The sequence below is a fragment of the Acidobacteriota bacterium genome, from assembly GCA_009861545.1.
Taxonomy (GTDB): domain Bacteria; phylum Acidobacteriota; class Vicinamibacteria; order Vicinamibacterales; family UBA8438; genus WTFV01.
Map to the genome: position 1 here is coordinate 34,050 of VXME01000084.1, position 16,835 is coordinate 50,884.

At 69.7% G+C, this 16,835-nt stretch carries 13 protein-coding genes and 2 pseudogenes; 9 read left to right on the forward strand and 6 right to left on the reverse strand.

Going from position 1 to position 16,835, the window contains the following annotated elements; all coding sequences use genetic code 11:
• Window positions 1–108 precede the first annotated feature (108 nt).
• Window positions 109–1,656, forward strand: a complete 1,548-nt coding sequence (locus F4X11_13945; protein ID MYN66113.1) for a tannase/feruloyl esterase family alpha/beta hydrolase — start codon at window positions 109–111, stop codon at window positions 1,654–1,656.
• Between the two features lie 61 nt (window positions 1,657–1,717).
• Here F4X11_13945 and F4X11_13950 read toward each other — a convergent pair whose 3' ends face one another.
• Window positions 1,718–3,052 carry a DUF1552 domain-containing protein gene (locus F4X11_13950; GenBank protein ID MYN66114.1) on the reverse strand — a complete coding sequence of 445 codons (1,335 nt, stop codon included), beginning with the start codon at window positions 3,050–3,052 and terminating at the stop codon, window positions 1,718–1,720.
• Window positions 3,049–5,364, reverse strand: coding sequence for a DUF1592 domain-containing protein (locus F4X11_13955; protein MYN66115.1), 2,316 nt, complete (start codon window positions 5,362–5,364; stop codon window positions 3,049–3,051). Before F4X11_13955 ends, F4X11_13950 begins: the two co-directional genes overlap by 4 nt.
• A 27-nt stretch (window positions 5,365–5,391) precedes the next feature.
• On the opposite strand from F4X11_13955, the gene F4X11_13960 reads away from it, so the two are divergent.
• The 5 genes from F4X11_13960 (at window position 5,392) to F4X11_13980 (ending at window position 9,046) form a co-directional block, all read left to right on the forward strand.
• Complete coding sequence (locus F4X11_13960; GenBank protein MYN66116.1) at window positions 5,392–6,774, forward strand: hypothetical protein; 1,383 nt, start codon at window positions 5,392–5,394, stop codon at window positions 6,772–6,774.
• Window positions 6,775–6,801: 27 nt separating this feature from the next.
• Complete coding sequence (locus F4X11_13965) at window positions 6,802–7,155, forward strand: AAA family ATPase (GenBank protein ID MYN66117.1); 354 nt, start codon at window positions 6,802–6,804, stop codon at window positions 7,153–7,155.
• Window positions 7,156–7,205: 50 nt separating this feature from the next.
• Complete coding sequence (locus F4X11_13970) at window positions 7,206–7,910, forward strand: ATP-binding protein (GenBank protein ID MYN66118.1); 705 nt, start codon at window positions 7,206–7,208, stop codon at window positions 7,908–7,910.
• A 42-nt stretch (window positions 7,911–7,952) separates the two neighbouring features.
• The gene (locus F4X11_13975) at window positions 7,953–8,570 is read left to right on the forward strand and encodes a hypothetical protein (GenBank protein ID MYN66119.1); all 618 of its coding nucleotides are present in this window, start codon (window positions 7,953–7,955) and stop codon (window positions 8,568–8,570) included.
• Between the two features lie 74 nt (window positions 8,571–8,644).
• Window positions 8,645–9,046 (forward strand): nucleotidyltransferase domain-containing protein, encoded by a 402-nt coding sequence (locus F4X11_13980; GenBank protein MYN66120.1) that lies wholly within the window; start codon window positions 8,645–8,647, stop codon window positions 9,044–9,046.
• Here F4X11_13980 and F4X11_13985 read toward each other — a convergent pair.
• The 4 genes and pseudogenes from F4X11_13985 to F4X11_14000 form a co-directional block, all read right to left on the reverse strand.
• Window positions 8,985–9,170 (reverse strand): annotated as a pseudogene (locus F4X11_13985) (ABC transporter ATP-binding protein). The gene F4X11_13980 and the pseudogene F4X11_13985 overlap by 62 nt on opposite strands.
• Window positions 9,171–9,305: 135 nt before the next feature.
• Window positions 9,306–10,880, reverse strand: a pseudogene (locus F4X11_13990) (ATP-binding cassette domain-containing protein).
• A gap of 25 nt (window positions 10,881–10,905) precedes the next feature.
• Entirely contained in the window at window positions 10,906–12,702 is a 1,797-nt protein-coding gene (locus F4X11_13995; GenBank protein MYN66121.1) for an ABC transporter ATP-binding protein, read from the reverse strand.
• A 26-nt stretch (window positions 12,703–12,728) separates the two neighbouring features.
• Window positions 12,729–13,667 (reverse strand): sulfurtransferase FdhD, encoded by a 939-nt coding sequence (locus F4X11_14000; protein ID MYN66122.1) that lies wholly within the window; start codon window positions 13,665–13,667, stop codon window positions 12,729–12,731.
• A gap of 117 nt (window positions 13,668–13,784) precedes the next feature.
• Here F4X11_14000 and F4X11_14005 point away from each other — a divergent pair, with 117 nt between their 5' ends.
• From F4X11_14005 to F4X11_14015, 3 genes are all read left to right on the forward strand, one after another.
• On the forward strand, window positions 13,785–14,720 hold the full coding sequence (locus F4X11_14005; protein ID MYN66123.1) for a hypothetical protein: 936 nt from the start codon (window positions 13,785–13,787) through the stop codon (window positions 14,718–14,720).
• 171 nt (window positions 14,721–14,891) lie between these two features.
• Window positions 14,892–16,034 carry a tyrosine-type recombinase/integrase gene (locus tag F4X11_14010; GenBank protein ID MYN66124.1) on the forward strand — a complete coding sequence of 381 codons (1,143 nt, stop codon included), beginning with the start codon at window positions 14,892–14,894 and terminating at the stop codon, window positions 16,032–16,034.
• 67 nt (window positions 16,035–16,101) lie between these two features.
• Window positions 16,102–16,326, forward strand: coding sequence for a hypothetical protein (locus F4X11_14015; protein ID MYN66125.1), 225 nt, complete (start codon window positions 16,102–16,104; stop codon window positions 16,324–16,326).
• The last annotated feature ends 509 nt before the right edge of the window (window positions 16,327–16,835 follow it).

Genomic DNA, 16,835 nt, shown 5'->3' on the forward strand with positions numbered 1-16,835 from the left:
GCGCGGCGGCTCGCTCCGGGCGGACGGTCCGGGACGGTCGTCGCCCTTGAGACGGCGGCGGGACGCTGATAGGGTGGAACCGTCCGGACAATACAAGGAGATGCCACGATGGCCCGCATCCAGCGTCCGTTCGTGAATGCCGCCGTCGCCGCCGGCCTGGCGGTTGCCGCCGCGTGTGCGACTCCCGCCGCGGATCCGGCGGATGCCTGCACCGACCTGACCACGCTGGCGCTGATCGATCTGCGGATCGGGGCGGCGGAACGCGTGCCGGCCGACGCCGGCGTGCCCGCGCACTGCAGGGTGAACGGGACTATCGAGACGGAGATCAACTTCGAGCTGCTGCTGCCCGACGAGTGGAACGGACGGTTCCTGATGGGTGGCGGCGGCGGCTTCGTCGGCAGCGTGCAGAACCAGGCGCGCACGCTCTACGCGCACGGCGGGAGCCCGCTGCAGCGCGGCTACGCGACGGTGGGGACCGACACCGGGCACACCGGCAGCGGCATCGAGGCGGGCTGGGCGCTCGATCATCCCCGGCGGCAGGAGAACTTCGGCCATCGCGCCGTCCACCTGACCGCGGAAGCGGCCAAGTCGATCATCGGCGACTACTACGACCGGCCGGCCGACTACTCCTACTTCGTCGGCTGCTCGCGGGGCGGCGGGCAGGCGATGATGGAATCGCAGCGCTATCCGGACGACTTCGACGGCATCGTCGCCGCGGCGCCCGCCTACGACTGGACCGGCATCACCGCCGGCTTCGTGCAGAACCAACAGGCGATCTATCCCGACGGCGACATCGACGATCCGGTGCTCACCCCGGCCGCCCTCGAGCTGCTCGGGTCGAGCATCCTCGCCGCGTGCGACGCGGAGGACGGCGTCGCCGACGGCGTGCTGAACGATCCCCGCCGGTGCGATTTCGAGCCGGAGGACCTGCCCCGCTGCGCGGGCGATCGGTCCGGCGACGGCTGCGTCACCGCGGCGCAGCTTGCGGCCATCAACGCCGTCTACGACGGCCCCACCTCGAACGGCGAGCCCGTCTATCACGGATTCAACTACGGCGGCGAGAACGACGGCGGCGGGTGGGACTCGTGGGTGGTCAGCGCCCCGCAGCGGCGAGCGGCGGGAGTTCCGAACGCGCAGTACGGTTTCGGCACCGAGCTGTTCAAGTACTTCGTATTCAGCGATCCGGATTGGGACTACACGGTCTACGACTTCTCGACCTGGAAGGAAGACGTGGCCGAGACGGCGGCCATCCTCAATGCCACGGACACCGACCTGAGCGCGTTCCGGGACAACGGCGGCAAGATCATCTACTGGACCGGCTGGTCCGATCTGGCCCTGGCGCCGGTCGGCACCATCGACTACTACGAGCGTCTCGAGGCCGGGGACCCCGCAACCCGCGACTACGCGCGGCTCTACATGCTGCCGGGCGTGCTCCACTGCGCCGGCGGCCCCGGCCCCGACCGCGTCGACTGGGTGGAGGCTATCCGCGCCTGGGTCGAGGAGGGCAGTGCGCCCGAGCGCCTGCTGGCGTCAAAGCTGGATCGGGACGGACAGCCGGCGATGACGCGGCCGCTGTGTCCGTACCCGCAGGTCGCGGTCTACGACGGGACGGGGGATCCGAACGACGCGGCCAGCTTCGCCTGCGCGGCGCCGTAGATTCCACAGCGCGGCCGGACTCGGCGAAGGCGCGAGGTTCCAGCGGCCGGCAGACTCCTGCCTACAACTCGCTCAGGTGCGCGATCCGGCCCGTGCTGTCGCCGATCTGCTCGCGGCGCACGCCCAAGCGGTCGAGCAGGGTCACGAACAGATTCGTCATCGGCGTGCCGCCCGCGTAGCGCAGGTGGCGCCCGCCGTGCAGCTTCCCGCTGCCGCCGCCGGCGAGCAGCGTCGGCAGGTCGTCGTGGGTGTGCGCGTTCGAGTCGCTCAGGCTGCTGCCGTAGACGACCATCGAGTGGTCGAGCAGCGACCCGTTCTCGTCCTCCGCCTCCCGCAGCTTCCCGAGGAAGTAGGCGAGCATCGCCACGTGGTGTCGGTCGATCATCGCCAGCCGGGCCATCTTCTCCGGGTCGTTCTGGTGGTGCGACAGCCCGTGGTGGGCGTCCGGTACGCCGATGGAGCGGTAGGTCCGGTTGCCTCCCTCGCGGCTGTACATCAGCGTGACCACCCGCGTCAGGTCCGCCTGGAACGCGATGGTGACCAGATCCGACATGAGCCGGACGTGCTCCTCGAAGGTCGGCGGGATGCCGTCCGGGCGGTCGAGCACCGGCAGGTCGACGCCGTCGTAGCGAGCGTTCCGGATGCGGCGCTCCACCTCGCGCACCGAGTCGAGGTAGTCGCCCAGCTTGCGCCGGTCGCCGGCGCCGAGGGTGGAGCGCAGCCGTGCCGCGTCGTCCCGCACGAAGTCGAGCAGGCTGCGGTTCTGCCGCGCGCGAACCGCCCGCACCGCCGGGTCGGTGGTGTCGCCGTCGCCGAACAGCCGCGAGAACACCCGGCTCGGGTTGTTCTCGTAGGGCAGCGGGGTCGTCGGCGAGCTCCACGAGATGGTGTTGCTGTAGGCGCAGCTATAGCCGGAGTCGCAGCCGCCCACCATCCGTACGTCCTGCAGCCCGAGCTCCAGGGACGGCAGCGGCGTGTCGCGGCCGATCGTCTCGGCCAGCATCTGGTCGACGGACATGCCGTTGCGGATGTCGGCGCCGCGGGTCTTCTTCGGGTGCACGCCGGTCAGCCAGCTCGCGCCCGCGCGGGCGTGGTCGCCGGGGCCATCGCCGAGCGCCTCGCCGTTGCGGTGCGCGAGCCCGGTCAGAACGAGGAGATCGTCGCGGAACGGCTCGACCGGCATCAGCGTCTTGCTGAACGCGAACCCGGCGCCTTCGGCGGCGGGCGTCCAGTCCTGCATGATGATGCCGTTGGCCGTGTAGACGAACGCGACCCGGGTGACCGGGGTCGACGCGGATGCGAACGCCGGCGTCATCGCGTCGAGAAACGGCAGGGCGACGGTGGCGCCCATGCCTCGCAGGAAGGTGCGGCGGGGCAGCGCTTTTCCGGTGATCATGGCTCCGGAATCCTCCTCAGGCGGAATGGTACGCTATCGACGATGGCCGAGACCAGCGCCGAGAAGCGGTGGTCGGCGGCCGCGGCCCGGCGGCGGATCTCGCGCACCGCCGGCTGGTCGTACGATTCGAGACCGCGGCCGATGGCATAGGTCAGCAGCTTGGCGGCCAGCGTCTCGACGAACTCGTCCCGGCGGTCGAGCAGGACCCGCCGCAGGCCGGCGGGTCCGTCGACGAGCGTGCCGTCCGGCAGCGCTCCCGAGGCCTCGACGGGGACGCCCTCGTCCTCCGTCCGGTACGCGCCGACCGCGTCGAAGTTCTCCAGGGCGAATCCGAGCGGGTCGAGCTTCGCGTGGCAGGCGGCGCAGGCCGCGTTGGCGCGATGCCGCTCCAACGCCTCGCGCAGGCTGCCGGCCGAAGCCTCGGCGTCGGTTTCCAGGGCCGGCACGTCGGGCGGCGGCGGGGGCGGCGGCGCGCCGAGCAGGTTCTCCAGCACCCACTTGCCGCGCAGCACCGGAGACGTCCGCGTCGGGTACGAGGTGACCATCAGCACGCTGCCGTGCGTCAGGACGCCGCCCCGTGCCGTGTCCTCGAGCGGGACGCGGCGAAAATAGCCGCCGTTGACGCCGTCGATGCCGTAGAAGCCGGCCAGCCGCTCGTTCAGGAACGTGTAGTCGGCGTCGATGAGCTCCAGAACGCTGCGGTCCTCGCGGATCAGGTGGTCGAGAAACAGTTCCGTCTCGCGCTCGAAGGCGTAGCGCAGCGAATCGTCGAACTCGGCGAACCGCACCGGGTCCGGCGTCCAGTCGGCCACGTTGCGCAGGTGCAGCCACTGGCCGCCGAAGTTCTCCACGAGCGCCCCGGCCTTCGGGTCGGCCAGCATCCGGGCGATCTGTCCGGCGAGCACCGGCGGGTCACCGAGTCGGCCGCGCTCGGCCAGCGCGAGCAGCTCCTCGTCGGGGATGCTGCTCCACAGGAAGAAGGACAGCCGCGACGCCAGGTCGATGTCCGAGAGGGGATGCGCCGAGCCCGGCGCGGCGTCCTCCGGCGGGCGCGGCGCCCGGAACAGGAAGCTGGGCGAGACCAGCACGCCGCTCAGCGCCATCTCGATGCCGTCCTCGAAACGTTCGCCGTCGGCGCGCCCCATGGCGAACAGGTCGAGCAGCGGGTCGATGTCCGCGGCCGTCGCCGGACGCCGCCAGGCGCGGCGGGCCAGACGCTGCAGGATGCGACGGGCGCACGGCTCCTCCGGCTCGTCCGCCGCCGGCCGGCAGACGAAGAGCTGCCGCTGGATGGCGGTCTCGCCCGGACCGGCCGCGTCGTAGGGGCCGCCGACGAGCACGTAGTCGACGGCATAGTCGTTCGTTTCGGCGCCGTCCTCGCTCCGCGCGTACTCGGTCAGGAACCCGGCTCCGATCTCGTGCTCCCCGGCCGGCAGCGGCAGCCGCAGCTCGAAGTTGCGGGTGAGCTGGTTCGCCTCCTCGGGATCGAAGTCCGCTTCGATCAGCCGGACCCGCCGGCCGTCGACGCGGACGTCCAGAAGGGGCGCCGGCATGCCGATGGTGCGCCGCCCGCCCACGCGCACGGTGAGCGTGTAGTCGGCGTCGAACGCGAAGTAGTGCCGGAACAGGATGCCGCCCCGCTCGTTGGGCGGCAACCCGTCGACGGCCTCGTCGGTGGTCCCGTCCGGCGGCTCGTAGCGCTCGACCACCGGCCGCGGGGCCAGGCTGCCCACCGCCAGCCGGCTCACGCGCCGCGCCGCCGCCACGTACTGCTCGACGTGCAGCGGCGAGACCGTCAGCACGTCGCCGATGTTGTCGAACCCGTAGCCGGAGTCGTCGGCCGGCAAGTCGCGGGCGTGGTCGAGGTCGAGCCCCAGCAGGTCGCGCACCGCGTTGCGGTACTCGGCGCGGTTCAACCGGTGGATGGCGGGCGCCCCGGGGTCGGGGTTCGCGGCCGCCTCGCGATCGAGCGCGGTCTCCAGCCACGATACCAGGCCGGCGGAGACAGCCTCGTCCGGGCGGGGGCGGCCCGCCGGGGGCATCTCGCCGGCCCGCAGCTTCTGGAACACCCTTTCGAGGACGGGCGCGTGCTCGGCAATCCGCTCCGGATCCACCTCCTGCAGCGACAGGCCCGCTGTCAACGTCCGGTCGTTGTGGCACGCGATGCAGTGGCGGCGGACGGTGTCCCGCAGTAGATCGGGGCCGGACGCCGCGTCCTGGTTGCGCGCCTGCCCCGCCGCGATCGGCACGGCCGCGAAACAGAGGAACGCAGAGACCGTTGCTACGGCGAGCGATATTCGTCGTCCGTTCACTGGACTCGGAGTGTAGCATTCGATTCCATGTGCAAGATGGGGTTGTCGGGGACCATGCGCAAGATGGGGTTGTCGGGGACCATGCGCAAGATGGGGTTGTCGAGGCTGGTATTCGCGCTGGGGCTGGTCACGGCGCCGGGTGCGGTCACGCTGGCTTTCGCCCAGGAAGCTCGAGCCGGCTCCACCCCCGAGGCGACACTCTTCGCGGCGGTCCAGCGGCGGGACGCGCGAGCTGTCGCTGCGCTCGTCACCGACGGGGCCGACGTGAACGGGGCGCGCGCCGACGGCTCGACGCCGCTGGCCTGGGCCGCGCTGCGCGACGCCGCCGGCATCGTCGAGACGTTGCTGCAGGCCGGGGCCGACCCGAACGCCGTCGACGAGAACGGCGAGACGCCGCTGCTCTTTGCCAGCGGCAACGGGAACCTGCAGATTGCGCGGATGCTGTTGGATGCCGGCGCCGCCGTCGACGCGGCGCGCTGGAGCGGCGACACGCCGCTGATGGCGGCCGTGCACGCCGGCAACGAGGCGCTCGTGCGGCTGCTGGTAGAGCGCGGCGCGGCCGTGAACGTCGCGGAGCGCCGCATGGGGCAGACACCGCTCATGTGGGCCGTTGCCGGCGGCCATACCGCCATCGCGCGCTTCCTGGTCGACGCCGGCGCCGACGTCGGCGCGGTTTCGACGAACGGCTTCCGCCCGATTCTGTTCGCGGCCGCTTCGGGCGACGCGGACAGCGCACGCGCTCTTGTCGCGGTCGGCGCCGACCCCCACGTTGTCGCCGCCGACGGCCGGGGTGCGTTCCTGATCGCCGCGGCGGAAGGCCGCGACGCGGTGACCCGGCTGATGCTCGACCACGGCGCCGACGTCAACGCCCGCGACCGCGAAGGCGGCACGGCGCTGCACGCGGTCGTCGCGCAGGGCAACGTCGAGATGGCGCGCGAGCTGGTAGCGCGGGGCGCGGACGTGCATGCCCGCAGCGGCGGCGGCCCCGGCGGCGGGGCTTGGCGCAGCACGGGCGGCTTCACGCCGTTTCTCAGGGCGGCGCAGGCGGGTGACGTCGACATGCTGGCCGCGCTGCTGGCGTTGGGGGCCGATTCGGAGGCGGTGACTAACGACGGCGCGGGCGCCGTGCTGCTCGCGTCTGGCAGCCGCAACCTGGACGCGGTCCGCTTCACGGTGGAGATCGGTCTCGACGTCAACATCCACCCGCCGGGACGCCGCAGCGCGTTTCATGTGGCCATCCGCGCCGGCGAGGACGAGATCGTCGAGTACCTGGCCGATAGCGGCGCCGACTTCGAGGCGTTGGACCAGTACGGCCGCACCCCGTTGGAAGAGGCCGAGTTCGAGGCGCCGACGCATACCATCGAGCTGATGCGACGGCTCACGGCGGAGCGGGCGGCAGGAGTACGCTAGACAGGCATAGCTTTACGGAGAGTGAACTTGTACTCCTCGATACAAATCAACGGCTACCGCGGGCTCGATTCGTTCCGGATGGAGAAGCTCGGCCGCGTCAACCTGCTGGTGGGGATGAACAACTCGGGCAAGACTTCGATCCTGGAGTGCATCGAACTTCTCCGCTCGGCGGGTGACCCGCATGTGCTGTCGGCCATTGCAGGCCGCCGAGGAGAGTGGGGACACGCGGATGATCCGGATGTGTGCGCGACTTTCGGACCTCGTCCGGACCCGCTCGACGTGTCGCACCTTTTCGCGAACCACGAGTTGACCGGCAAGATACGTATATTGAGGCGGACCGTAGCGGAGACGTCGCAGCCGCCGGTTGGAACGACAGGGTAACGATACACGTCGAAGACCCGTCGGGTTCGGAGCCTGACGCGGAGGACGACATGACGGGCGATGACGACGAGCGACTTGCCCTTCACGTCAAGTGGATGGACGCGCAGGACGATTTCAAGACTTTCGTCACGGATGAGGGACTCACGTGGGGACTTCGACGGCCGATGCGCCCGCGAAACGGCTCGAATCAGGCCGTTCAGTTCGTCCGGCCCAGCGGTCTGACGTCGGTGGATGTTGTTCGGACGTATAGCAAGTTCGTATTCACGAAAAAGGGTGAAGCAATCAAACAGGCGCTTCGTATCGTCGAGCCGGCAGTCGAGGACATTGCTCCGGTTGCAGATGACCGGAGGCCTTATCGCGACTCACCCGGTGGCGTCGTGCTCAAGCTTCGCGGAATTGAGGGCCACGTCCCGATAGGGAGCATGGGCGACGGCATGTGGCGGATGCTCGGGTTGGCGCTCTCGATTTCGAACGCAAGCGGCGGAGTGCTGCTCGTCGACGAGATCGACACTGGTCTCCATTACACGGTGATGGAGGACATGTGGCGGATGGTCGGCGAACGGGCTGCTGCCCTGTCGGTTCAGGTGTTCGCCACGACGCACAGCCGCGACTGCTACGAGAGCCTGGGGGCGGCCGTGGAATCCGACGTGGGCGACGTCACGATTCAGAGGATCGATCGGAGTCGTGGAAAAGCGGTCAGTTTCACGAACCGAGCCGTCGTGGCCGCCGGCGAGCGAAATGTCGAGGTCAGGTGAGTGGCTTCCAGGAATCGCAGAGACTAACCCAGAAAGCTGCTGGTGGAGGGTGAGACAGACAAGCGTGTAATCCCGTATCTCATGGAAGCGAACGGCGTAATGTGGCCGGATCCGCCTGCCTCCCCCGTGTTCATCGAGCCGTACGGCAGCGTCGATGAGATTCTGAAGCCGGAAGTCATTTCGCTCGAGATAGGGGCATCTGGACTCGATGTCCTGGGCGTCGTGGTCGATGCGAACGGTGACGCTGCGACACGGTGGGACCGTGTCAAGACGTGGTGTGGCAGTGAGTTTCCCGATCTGCCGGACCAGATTCCCGCCGCTGGTCTGGAGCTTGTCCACTCCGGCGGCCCGCGGTTCGGCGTCTGGATCATGCCCGACAACCGATTGACCGGGATGCTGGAGGATTTTCTGGTCGGATTGATTCCGGACGACTCTCGCCCCCTGTACGAACTCGCCACGAATTCTGTCGCCGAGGCGAAGCGCGACGGCGCGCCGTTCCGGGACGTCCACGTACGGAAGGCCGAGATTCACACGTGGCTCGCGTGGCAGGACCCGCCGGATCTGCGATTGCACGAAGCCGTCGAGCATGCCGTCCTGGATCCTGCCAGAGCCGAATCCCGGACGTTCGTGAACTGGTTCAGACGCCTCTTTCGCGTGTAGATGTCCCACGTCCTGCGTGCCGTCGAGGCGCGCGCACCGCATAGAATGGGCGTGTAACGCAGCTTGACGGTTTCATCGGTTCTCTCCGTCCCCTCCTGGACGCGCAGCGGGCGCACGCGGCGTGGATCTTCGGATCGCACGCCCGCGGAACGGCCTCGGCCGAGAGTGATATCGACGTCATCGTCGTGGCGTCGACGGACCGCCCCTTCGTGGACCGGTTCCGGGACTACCTGCCTGCGATCGCGAACGCCGACGGCGGTGTCGACCTGCTCGTCTACACGCCCGAGGAGTTCGCGCGCATGCAGGCGGAGGAGCGCCCGTTTCTCGTCGACGCCCTCGCCGACGCGAGACAAATCCATGGGAGACGCCCGAGCGGCATGCTCGGTCCCGGGACTGAGGGCGTCTGCCCGCCACCTACCGATACGCCGCGGCCTGGATCTCGTACAGCTCCGCGTAGTGCCCTGCAGCCGCCATGAGCTCCTCGTGGCTGCCCACCTCCACCACGCGAGCGCCGTCTAGGACGACGATGAGGTCGGCCATGCGTACCGTGGAGAAACGGTGCGAGACCAGTAGCGTGATGCAGCCGCCGGGGGTCGCGCTTCCGTCTGCGCCGGTCGCCCGATCGCCGTTGGTACCGGGCTCGCGTTGCCCGCCGGCCGCCCCGTTGCCAGCGGGTGTCGCGTCGCCGTTTTCGTCGCTCGCCGTGTCACGGTTCCCGTCGCCGCGCGCGGTGCCGGCGTACCGCTCGAACAGGGCGTGCTCCGTCTCCGCGTCGAGGGAGGCGGTCGGCTCGTCGAGCACCAGCAGCAGCGGTTCGTCGCGCATGAAGCCGCGGGCGAGCGCCAGCTTCTGCCACTGCCCGACGCTCACCTCCACGCCGTCCGGCCAGGTCGGGCCGAGCTGGGTGTCGAGGCCGTCGGCCAGCGTTTCGACCACGTCCTCGGCGCCGGCCCGGCCGATGGCGGCCCGCGCCGCGGGGCGGTCGTCGAGCCGCGGGACGTCGCCGACGCCGACGGTTCGTTGCGCGGGCAGCTCGAAGCGGAAGAAGTCCTGGAACGCGCCGGCGAGGCGCGAGCGCCACGCGGCCGCCGGCATCCGCGCGAGATCCTCGCCGTCGACGAGGATGCGGCCCGCGGTCGGCTCGTACATCTTGCCGAGCAGCTTGACCAGCGTGGTCTTGCCCGCGCCGTTCTCGCCGACGAGCGCCACGACGGCGCTTGCGGGGAGCGTGAGGTCGACGTTCTCCAGCACCAGGCGGTCGGTGCCGGGATAGGCGAACGACACCTTCTCCAGTGCGATGCCGCGCTCGATGCACGCCGGGGCCGGCCGGTCGGCGCGCTCGGCCTGCGCCGCCGCGTAGTCCTCCAGCCACGCCAGGCGTCGCGAGCCGTCGAGCCAGATCCCGCGCAGGAACCCGATCTCGCCTACCGTGGCGCTGACGTACCCGGCCAGACGCGAGCCGGCGGCGAGCAGCAGGAGGACGTCCCCGGGCGAGGCCCGCAGTCCGGCGGCGACGAAGACGGCCGCGCCGACGTACCCGGCGCCGAACACGCTCCAGCCCAGGGTGTGCCAGCCGGCGCTCGCCCAGCGCGCCGCCGCGACCGGGCGGTACCAGCGCTCCCAGGCGGCCCGCCGATCGCCGACGAGGCGCCGGCCGATGCCGGCGATGCGGACGTCCTTGCCGGGCGCGGCGGTCGTGGCGGTGTCGAACAGGTGCCGCGCCAGACGCTGGGCCTGGGCGCCCGCCTGCTCCGCGGCGCGCTCGACCGCCGGCCGCCACGAGGCGGTCGCCACCGTCGGCAGCGCGCACAGGGCCAGCAGCGCCAGCGCGGGGTGGATCGACACCAGCAGGACCATGGTCACCGCCAGGCGCAGCACCCAGCCGCCGGTGCTAAACAGCGACATGTACATGTGGTCGAGCACGAACACCTGGTTGCGGAGGACCGCGAGCCGGTCGAGAAACGCCGGGCGTTCATGGTGCTCGACGGTGGCGACGCTCGCCTGCAGCCCGGCGACGTGCGATTCCAGCGCGATGGTGACCCGGTCGCGGAAGCGGCGCTGGATGCGGTCGCTGGCTACCCGCAGCACCCAGGTCAGGGTCGCGGAGACGGCGAGTCCGGTCGTGGCGACGGTGACGAGCGAGGAGTCGTCGCCGAGCAGCCCGTCGGCGAGCAGCTTCAGCCAGACCGCCATCAGCGCGTCGGGCAGGGCGGCCAGCAGGGCCAGTCCGAAGGCGACGGTCAGCAGCGCCGGCTCCGCGTCGAAGCCGCGCCGCAGCGCCCGCCACATCGCCGGCAGCGCCGCGGGCATGTCGTCGCCGCGGACGCGGGTGGGGTCAGTCGAGGACATCGAGTCCCGTCTCTTCCTCTTCCGCGAAGCGCTGCGCCTGCAGGTCGAACATCGTCCGGTAGCGTCCGCCCAGCGCCATCAGCTCCTCGTGGGCGCCCAGCTCGATGACCCGGCCCTGCTCCAGGACGCAGATCCGGTCCGCGTGGCGGACGGTGGAGAAGCGGTGGGAGATGAGGATGGTCGTCGTCTCGCGGGTCGCCTTCAGGATCCGTTCGAAGATCTCGGCTTCGCCCCGCACGTCGAGTTGCGCGGTCGGCTCGTCGAGCAGGACGATGCCGGCGCCGCAGCGCACCGCGGCGAGCGCCCGGGCCAGCGCCACCCGCTGCCACTGTCCGCCCGAGAGCTCCGTCCCGCCGTCGTAGCCCCGGGCCAGGATGGTGTCGAGGTCGGCGAGGTCCGCCGCCCCGGCCGCGGCCAGCGCGTCGCGAACGACCGCCTCGGGCGCCCCGGCCGGCGCCACGTTGTCGGCCAGCGGCAGCTCGAAGCGCGCGAAGTCCTGGAACACGGCCGTGATCCGCTCGCGCCAGGAATCGACGTCCAACTCGCGCAGGTCCACGCCGTCCACCTCGACGGCGCCTTCCTGCGGCTCGTAGAACCGGCACAACAGCTTGGCCAGCGTGGTCTTGCCGGCGCCGTTCTGGCCGACGATGGCCAGCGACGAACCGGCCGGAATGGTGAGATCGAACCCGTCCAGCACCGGCGTGCCCGGTCCGGAGGGATAGGCGAAGCGCACGCCCGAGAAGCGGATCCCGCGCGCCGGGAGTCCGGCCGCCGATCTCGATCCGCGAGTCAGTGCGCCGCGCGGCGCCATCGCCTCGTGCAGGCGGAGTACCGCCGCCGCCGGCGCCCCCGCGCCGTCGAGGGCCCAGGACAGCCCCCCGAAGGCGATCATGCTGGCGGCTATGGCGGCGCCGGCAAACATCACCAGGCGGTCCAGCGGCAGCGCGCCGGACGTGACGTCGGCGGCCAGCGACCAGAACACGACGGCGTTGGCGGCCAGAACCAGGAGCAGACTCGTCGCCACCGGCCGCTCGCGCAGCTTCGTCGCTTCCCAGCGCAGGTCGTGGAGCCGGCGCCGGTGGCGCTGGAAGCGCTCGATGATCCAGTCGGCGAGACCGAACAGCCGCAGCTCCTTGGCGGCGGGGGCATCCACCGCCAGCCGGTACGCATAGTCGGCATGGCGCTGGGCGGCGCGCACCGCGTCGGTCTGGCGGTCCTTCCACACCGCGCTCTCGCGCAGGAGCCAGTGCGTGGCGAGCCAGGCCCCGCCGAGCAGCAGCGGCGCCCACCAGGCGTAGGCGAACAGGATCGCCACGGCGGTCAGTCCGGCGAGCAGCTCGACGAGACCGGCCGCGATGAAGTCCATCGAGATCGCCAGCGGCGGTCCGCTGATGCCGAGATCGAAGTCGCGCGCCATGGTCAGGTCGCCGGCGAGCTCGGAATCTTCCAGATGGCCGATGCCGGGCGGTTCCACGCAGGCGACCGTCAATTCGTCGTAGAGCCACGCCGCGGCGGCGCTGCCGAGGTTCTGACCCGCAGCAAGGTGCAGCGGTGGGAGCACCTGCAGCAGGACGAACACCGTCCCGACCCCGGCCAGCGGCCAGGTCAGGTCGCCGCCCGCCTCGACGGCGCCGACCAGCAGTCCCATCGCAATGGCGAACAGGGCCGGCAGCAGGCTGCGCACGATTAGAGCAGTCCACCAGATCGTGGCCAGGAACGGGTTGGCCCGCGGGAGGATGGCCAGGAACTTCCACTCCGGGCGGGCGCGCAGGCGTCGGATCACGGAGGCGTCCACCACGAAGCCGTTGCTCACCGGCGTCCCGCCTCGATCAGGGCCTTGACTTGCGCATCGGTGAGCCTCGATTCGTCTCCCTGCCGCGTGGCGATCTCCGCTCGCGCCACGTGCAGGTTGCCCCGCCCGGGCCCGGCGAACGTGTAGAGGGTCATGCCGGCCGCCATCGCCATGTCGACGGCCACGCTCGACGCGGCGCCCACGGACACCATCGCGGGAATGGCCGCCATGAGCGCCTTCTGCACCAGCTCGAAGCCGGCCCGGCCGCTGACGACCAGGATCCGGTCCCGGAGCGGCACCTCGTCGCGCAGCACGAAGTGGCCGATCACCTTGTCGACCGCGTTGTGGCGGCCGATGTCCTCCCGCACGCGGAGCAGCTCGCCGTCGAGCGTGAAGATGCCGGCGGCATGGATTCCCCCGGTCGCCTCGAACAGCGTCTGCGCGGCGCGAAGACGCTCCGGCAGCGCCTCGAACAGCGCAGGACGGCACTCGACCGGTGAGATCGAAGGCAACTCCTGGTCCAGGTCCTCGATCGACTCCTTGCCGCACACACCGCAGGCGGCGGTGGCTCGAAACTCGCGTTCCGGCTCCACGGTCGCGGACCGCGGGGCGGCGTGGCCCGCGTGACCCGCAAGGGTGACCTCGACGCGGTCGCCCGCGAAAGCGGTTACCTTGATCCGGGCCGCGCCGCCGGTTGCCGCGGCTTCCCGTGCGCCCGCAACCGCGCGGAGCGATGCGATCTCTGCGCCGCCCGCGATCATTCCCTCGGCGTGCAGAAAGCCCGCGGCGAGCTCCTCGTCGTCGCCGGGCGTGCGCATCGTCACGACCAGCGGCTTGCCGTCGAGCCGGATTTCGAGCGGCTCCTCGACGGCGATCAGATCCTGATCGAGCATCTCTCCCCGGCGCCGGACGGCGACGGATCGGAGCGCCGGCGAGTGCGCGAGGTCGGATGGCATGCGTCGATCATAGTCCCGGCGGGCGGCGCATCGATGTGGTGACGGTCCGGGCGCTCGCGCCACGGACTCCCGGGCCCGGGCGGCCTATATACTGCTGTGGATCTGGAGGATCGCAGAATGCACAGCACACGTCGTCCTTTCGGCTTCTCCGCACTACTGACGGTTCTGCTTTTCGCGCTCGCGACGGCCCCGGCCTTCGCCCAGTGGACGCCGGATCGCCTCGCGGCGGACGAATCCGAGCTGCCGCGCACCCCCTGGGGCGCTCCGGACCTCCAGGGGGTCTGGAACAACTCGACCACTACGCCGCTCGAGCGGCTGACGAGCGAGGAGCAGGCCCTGAGCCGGGAGGCGCGGCAGGCGGTCATCGCCGCGACGCGGGGCACGGGCGCAGGCTGGCTGGAGCAGGCGGGCAACATCGAGCGCGAGTCGCTGATCATCGAGCCGCCCGACGGGCGCATCCGGATGGCCGATCAGGGCGTGCGGCGGCTCATCGACCGCGAGAACGCACGGGCCGGCCGCGGCGAGGCCGATTCGTGGCGCGACCGCAACAACTGGGAGCGGTGCATCTCGCGCACCCTGCCGACCGCGATGATCCCCACGCTGTACAACGCCAACTACCAGATCTTCCAGACGCCGGACCACTTCGTCCTGCTGATGGAGATGATCCACGAGGCGCGCATCGTGCCGCTGGACGGGGCGCCGCACGCCTCCGGCGCCATCCGGCAGTGGCTGGGCGACGGCCGCGGGCGCTGGGAGGGGGACACGCTGGTCGTCGAAACCCTGCACTTCAACGGGAAGCTCGACGGGGGCGACTACCAGCCGTCGCACGTCACCCCGACCGGGCCGCGCGGGTCGGGGGAGACCCTGCGGCTGACCGAGCGCTTCACGCTGGTCGACGCCAACACCATCGACTACCGGGTGACGGTCGAGGATCCGCAGACCTTCGCCGCGCCCTACACTGCGGCCATCCCGATGCACCGCTCGGCCCCCGGCGTCACGCTGTTCGAGTACGCCTGCCACGAGGGAAAGCGTAGTCGCGTGTTAGGTCGGTAGGTCCCCCGCCAAAAACCCCAATAACCACGGGGGTTTACCCCCCGCAACCCGCATCCGATACCCCGTCCGCAAAAATCCGATCAACGGGACGTGCGTCCGTCCAATGTGGGAAGGGCGTGGTATGCTGTCCGCAGCTTGACGGTATCGGATTTGACACGGTAGGGGGACATCATGAAGCTGACGCAGCGACGGGTTGACGGGATGACGACGCCGGGGCGCTACGCAGACGACGGGGCACCGACCCTGCACTTGCTGATCGGACGGGACGGCACCAAGGCTTGGGTTCAGCGTCTTGTCATCGCAAGTCGGGACGGGTCCCCCGGTCGCCGCGTGGATCGGGGTCTTGGTCCGACCAAGGCGGTCCCCTTGACCAAGGCCCGGGAGATCGCGTTCGACAACCGCCGTCTCGCGCGTCAGGGTATCGACCCCCGTCCGACCGTCAAGGACACAGCGCCGACACTGGCCGAGGTGCTGGACAAGATGGAGAAGGATGACCGGGGGGTCGAAAAGGGTAAGGGGCTGCGCGACAGCACCAAGCAGGCACGCGCTACGTATCTGCGATATGCGGATGCCCTGATGTCGATGCCCATCGACACCATTGGTAGGGTCGATGTCTTGTCCATCTTGCGTCCAATCTGGATTGACCGACACGCTACCGCCGTCAAGCTGCGCGGCATCCTTCGTCGGGCTTTGGGATGGGGACAGGGTCACGGATACATCGAAGTCAATTGGGCCGGGGATGCTATCGAGGGTGCACTGCCCGCAGTCAACAACGGGACCGACCATCAGGCGGCTGTCGATTACAAGGACGTGCCCGGTGTCTACCAGGGCATCAAGGGGGACGGGGACGTTGCACGCTGCATGCGGCTGGTCATCCTGACTGCGTGTCGGTCGGGAGAGGCGATGTCTGCAAAGTGGGATGACATCGACCTTGATGCGCGTACGTGGACCATCCCCGCGTCCGATAGCAAGGTCGGTAAAGGACACGTCGTCCCGTTGACGGATGATGCTGTCGCGCAGTTGGGGACCCCTGGTAAGGGTCTTGTGTTTCGCGGACGGTCCGGGGCCGAGCTGTCTAAGGGTGCGATGCGTGCAGCGCTGCGCAAGGTCTGCCCCAAGTGCACCATGCACGGATTCCGCAGCACGTTTCGGACTTGGGTCCAAGATGCGACCGACCATCCCCGCGTGATTGCCGAGCACGCGCTAGGACACGCTGTTGGTAGCGGGGTCGAGCGCAGCTATGCACGGGGGACGATGTTGGACAAGCGGCGGGTCTTGATGGACGACTGGACGGACTACGTCAACAGCAAGTAAGGGGGACACGATGCTTAAGTCAGACGGTTACTATGGACGGTTTGTTGATGACGACAAGGGGGACACCATGCACGACGAGAAGCAAGTGACGCTAGTAGACGGACGGTGCATCATCGACAAGGACAAGCAAGTCAACGCGGGTCCCTACTGTGCGGACTGTGGACGGTTTGTCGCGCAGCATCTTGGATACCTTGTGACTGCGGATGAAGCTCTGATGATGGATGGCATTGTCGATCTCCATTTTGCACCGGACCAGCCGCCCGCACCCGACAACGGAGACTACAGCAAGTGACTACCCCACTTGTCCATATCAAGCGTCGGGGGTCCCGGTTCGCACTGTGCGGACGCGGGGCCGTCGATTACATGGCATCGACACTACAAGCTGCCCGCGACCTTGCGTCCCGCCTTTGGGTCGCTAATCCCCGACTGGCAGCACCCGCGCCCGTGTGCGGGTCCTGCCGTCGTCTGTGGCGGTTAAAGCACCCGGTCTAGTCCCACCAGGGGGAACCCTTGGTCGCAACGACCGGGGGTCCCCGACCACTTACCCGACATTGGCCTAGGCCAGATACGGCGGATCGCCGTCAAGCGGTCTGTGTGCCCCGTAGCGGCGTCCCGGACCCGGACACCCTAGACATCGACCGGGGTCGGAAAATCGCCATCACGCGGCGCTGACGCTGCCGATCCTGACGGGTCCAACCCGAGTTGTGCCCGCAGCGCTGCAAGCGTCTTGCGAACCGCGACCCCGGTTGATCAACGACAATTATTTTTGCCGGTTGGCGAGGACGCGATCGGCCGGTTCGT

Bases quoted from the DNA above. Each gene is read 5' to 3' on its own strand.
- F4X11_13945 (MYN66113.1), top strand. From the start codon at position 109: ATGGCCCGCATCCAGCGTCCGTTCGTGAATGCCGCCGTCGCCGCCGGC.
- F4X11_13950 (MYN66114.1), bottom strand. From the start codon at position 3,052: ATGATCACCGGAAAAGCGCTGCCCCGCCGCACCTTCCTGCGAGGCATG.
- F4X11_13960 (MYN66116.1), top strand. From the start codon at position 5,392: ATGTGCAAGATGGGGTTGTCGGGGACCATGCGCAAGATGGGGTTGTCG.
- F4X11_13970 (MYN66118.1), top strand. From the start codon at position 7,206: ATGACGGGCGATGACGACGAGCGACTTGCCCTTCACGTCAAGTGGATG.
- F4X11_14000 (MYN66122.1), bottom strand. From the start codon at position 13,667: ATGCCATCCGACCTCGCGCACTCGCCGGCGCTCCGATCCGTCGCCGTC.
- F4X11_14005 (MYN66123.1), top strand. From the start codon at position 13,785: ATGCACAGCACACGTCGTCCTTTCGGCTTCTCCGCACTACTGACGGTT.
- F4X11_14010 (MYN66124.1), top strand. From the start codon at position 14,892: ATGAAGCTGACGCAGCGACGGGTTGACGGGATGACGACGCCGGGGCGC.
- F4X11_14015 (MYN66125.1), top strand. From the start codon at position 16,102: ATGCACGACGAGAAGCAAGTGACGCTAGTAGACGGACGGTGCATCATC.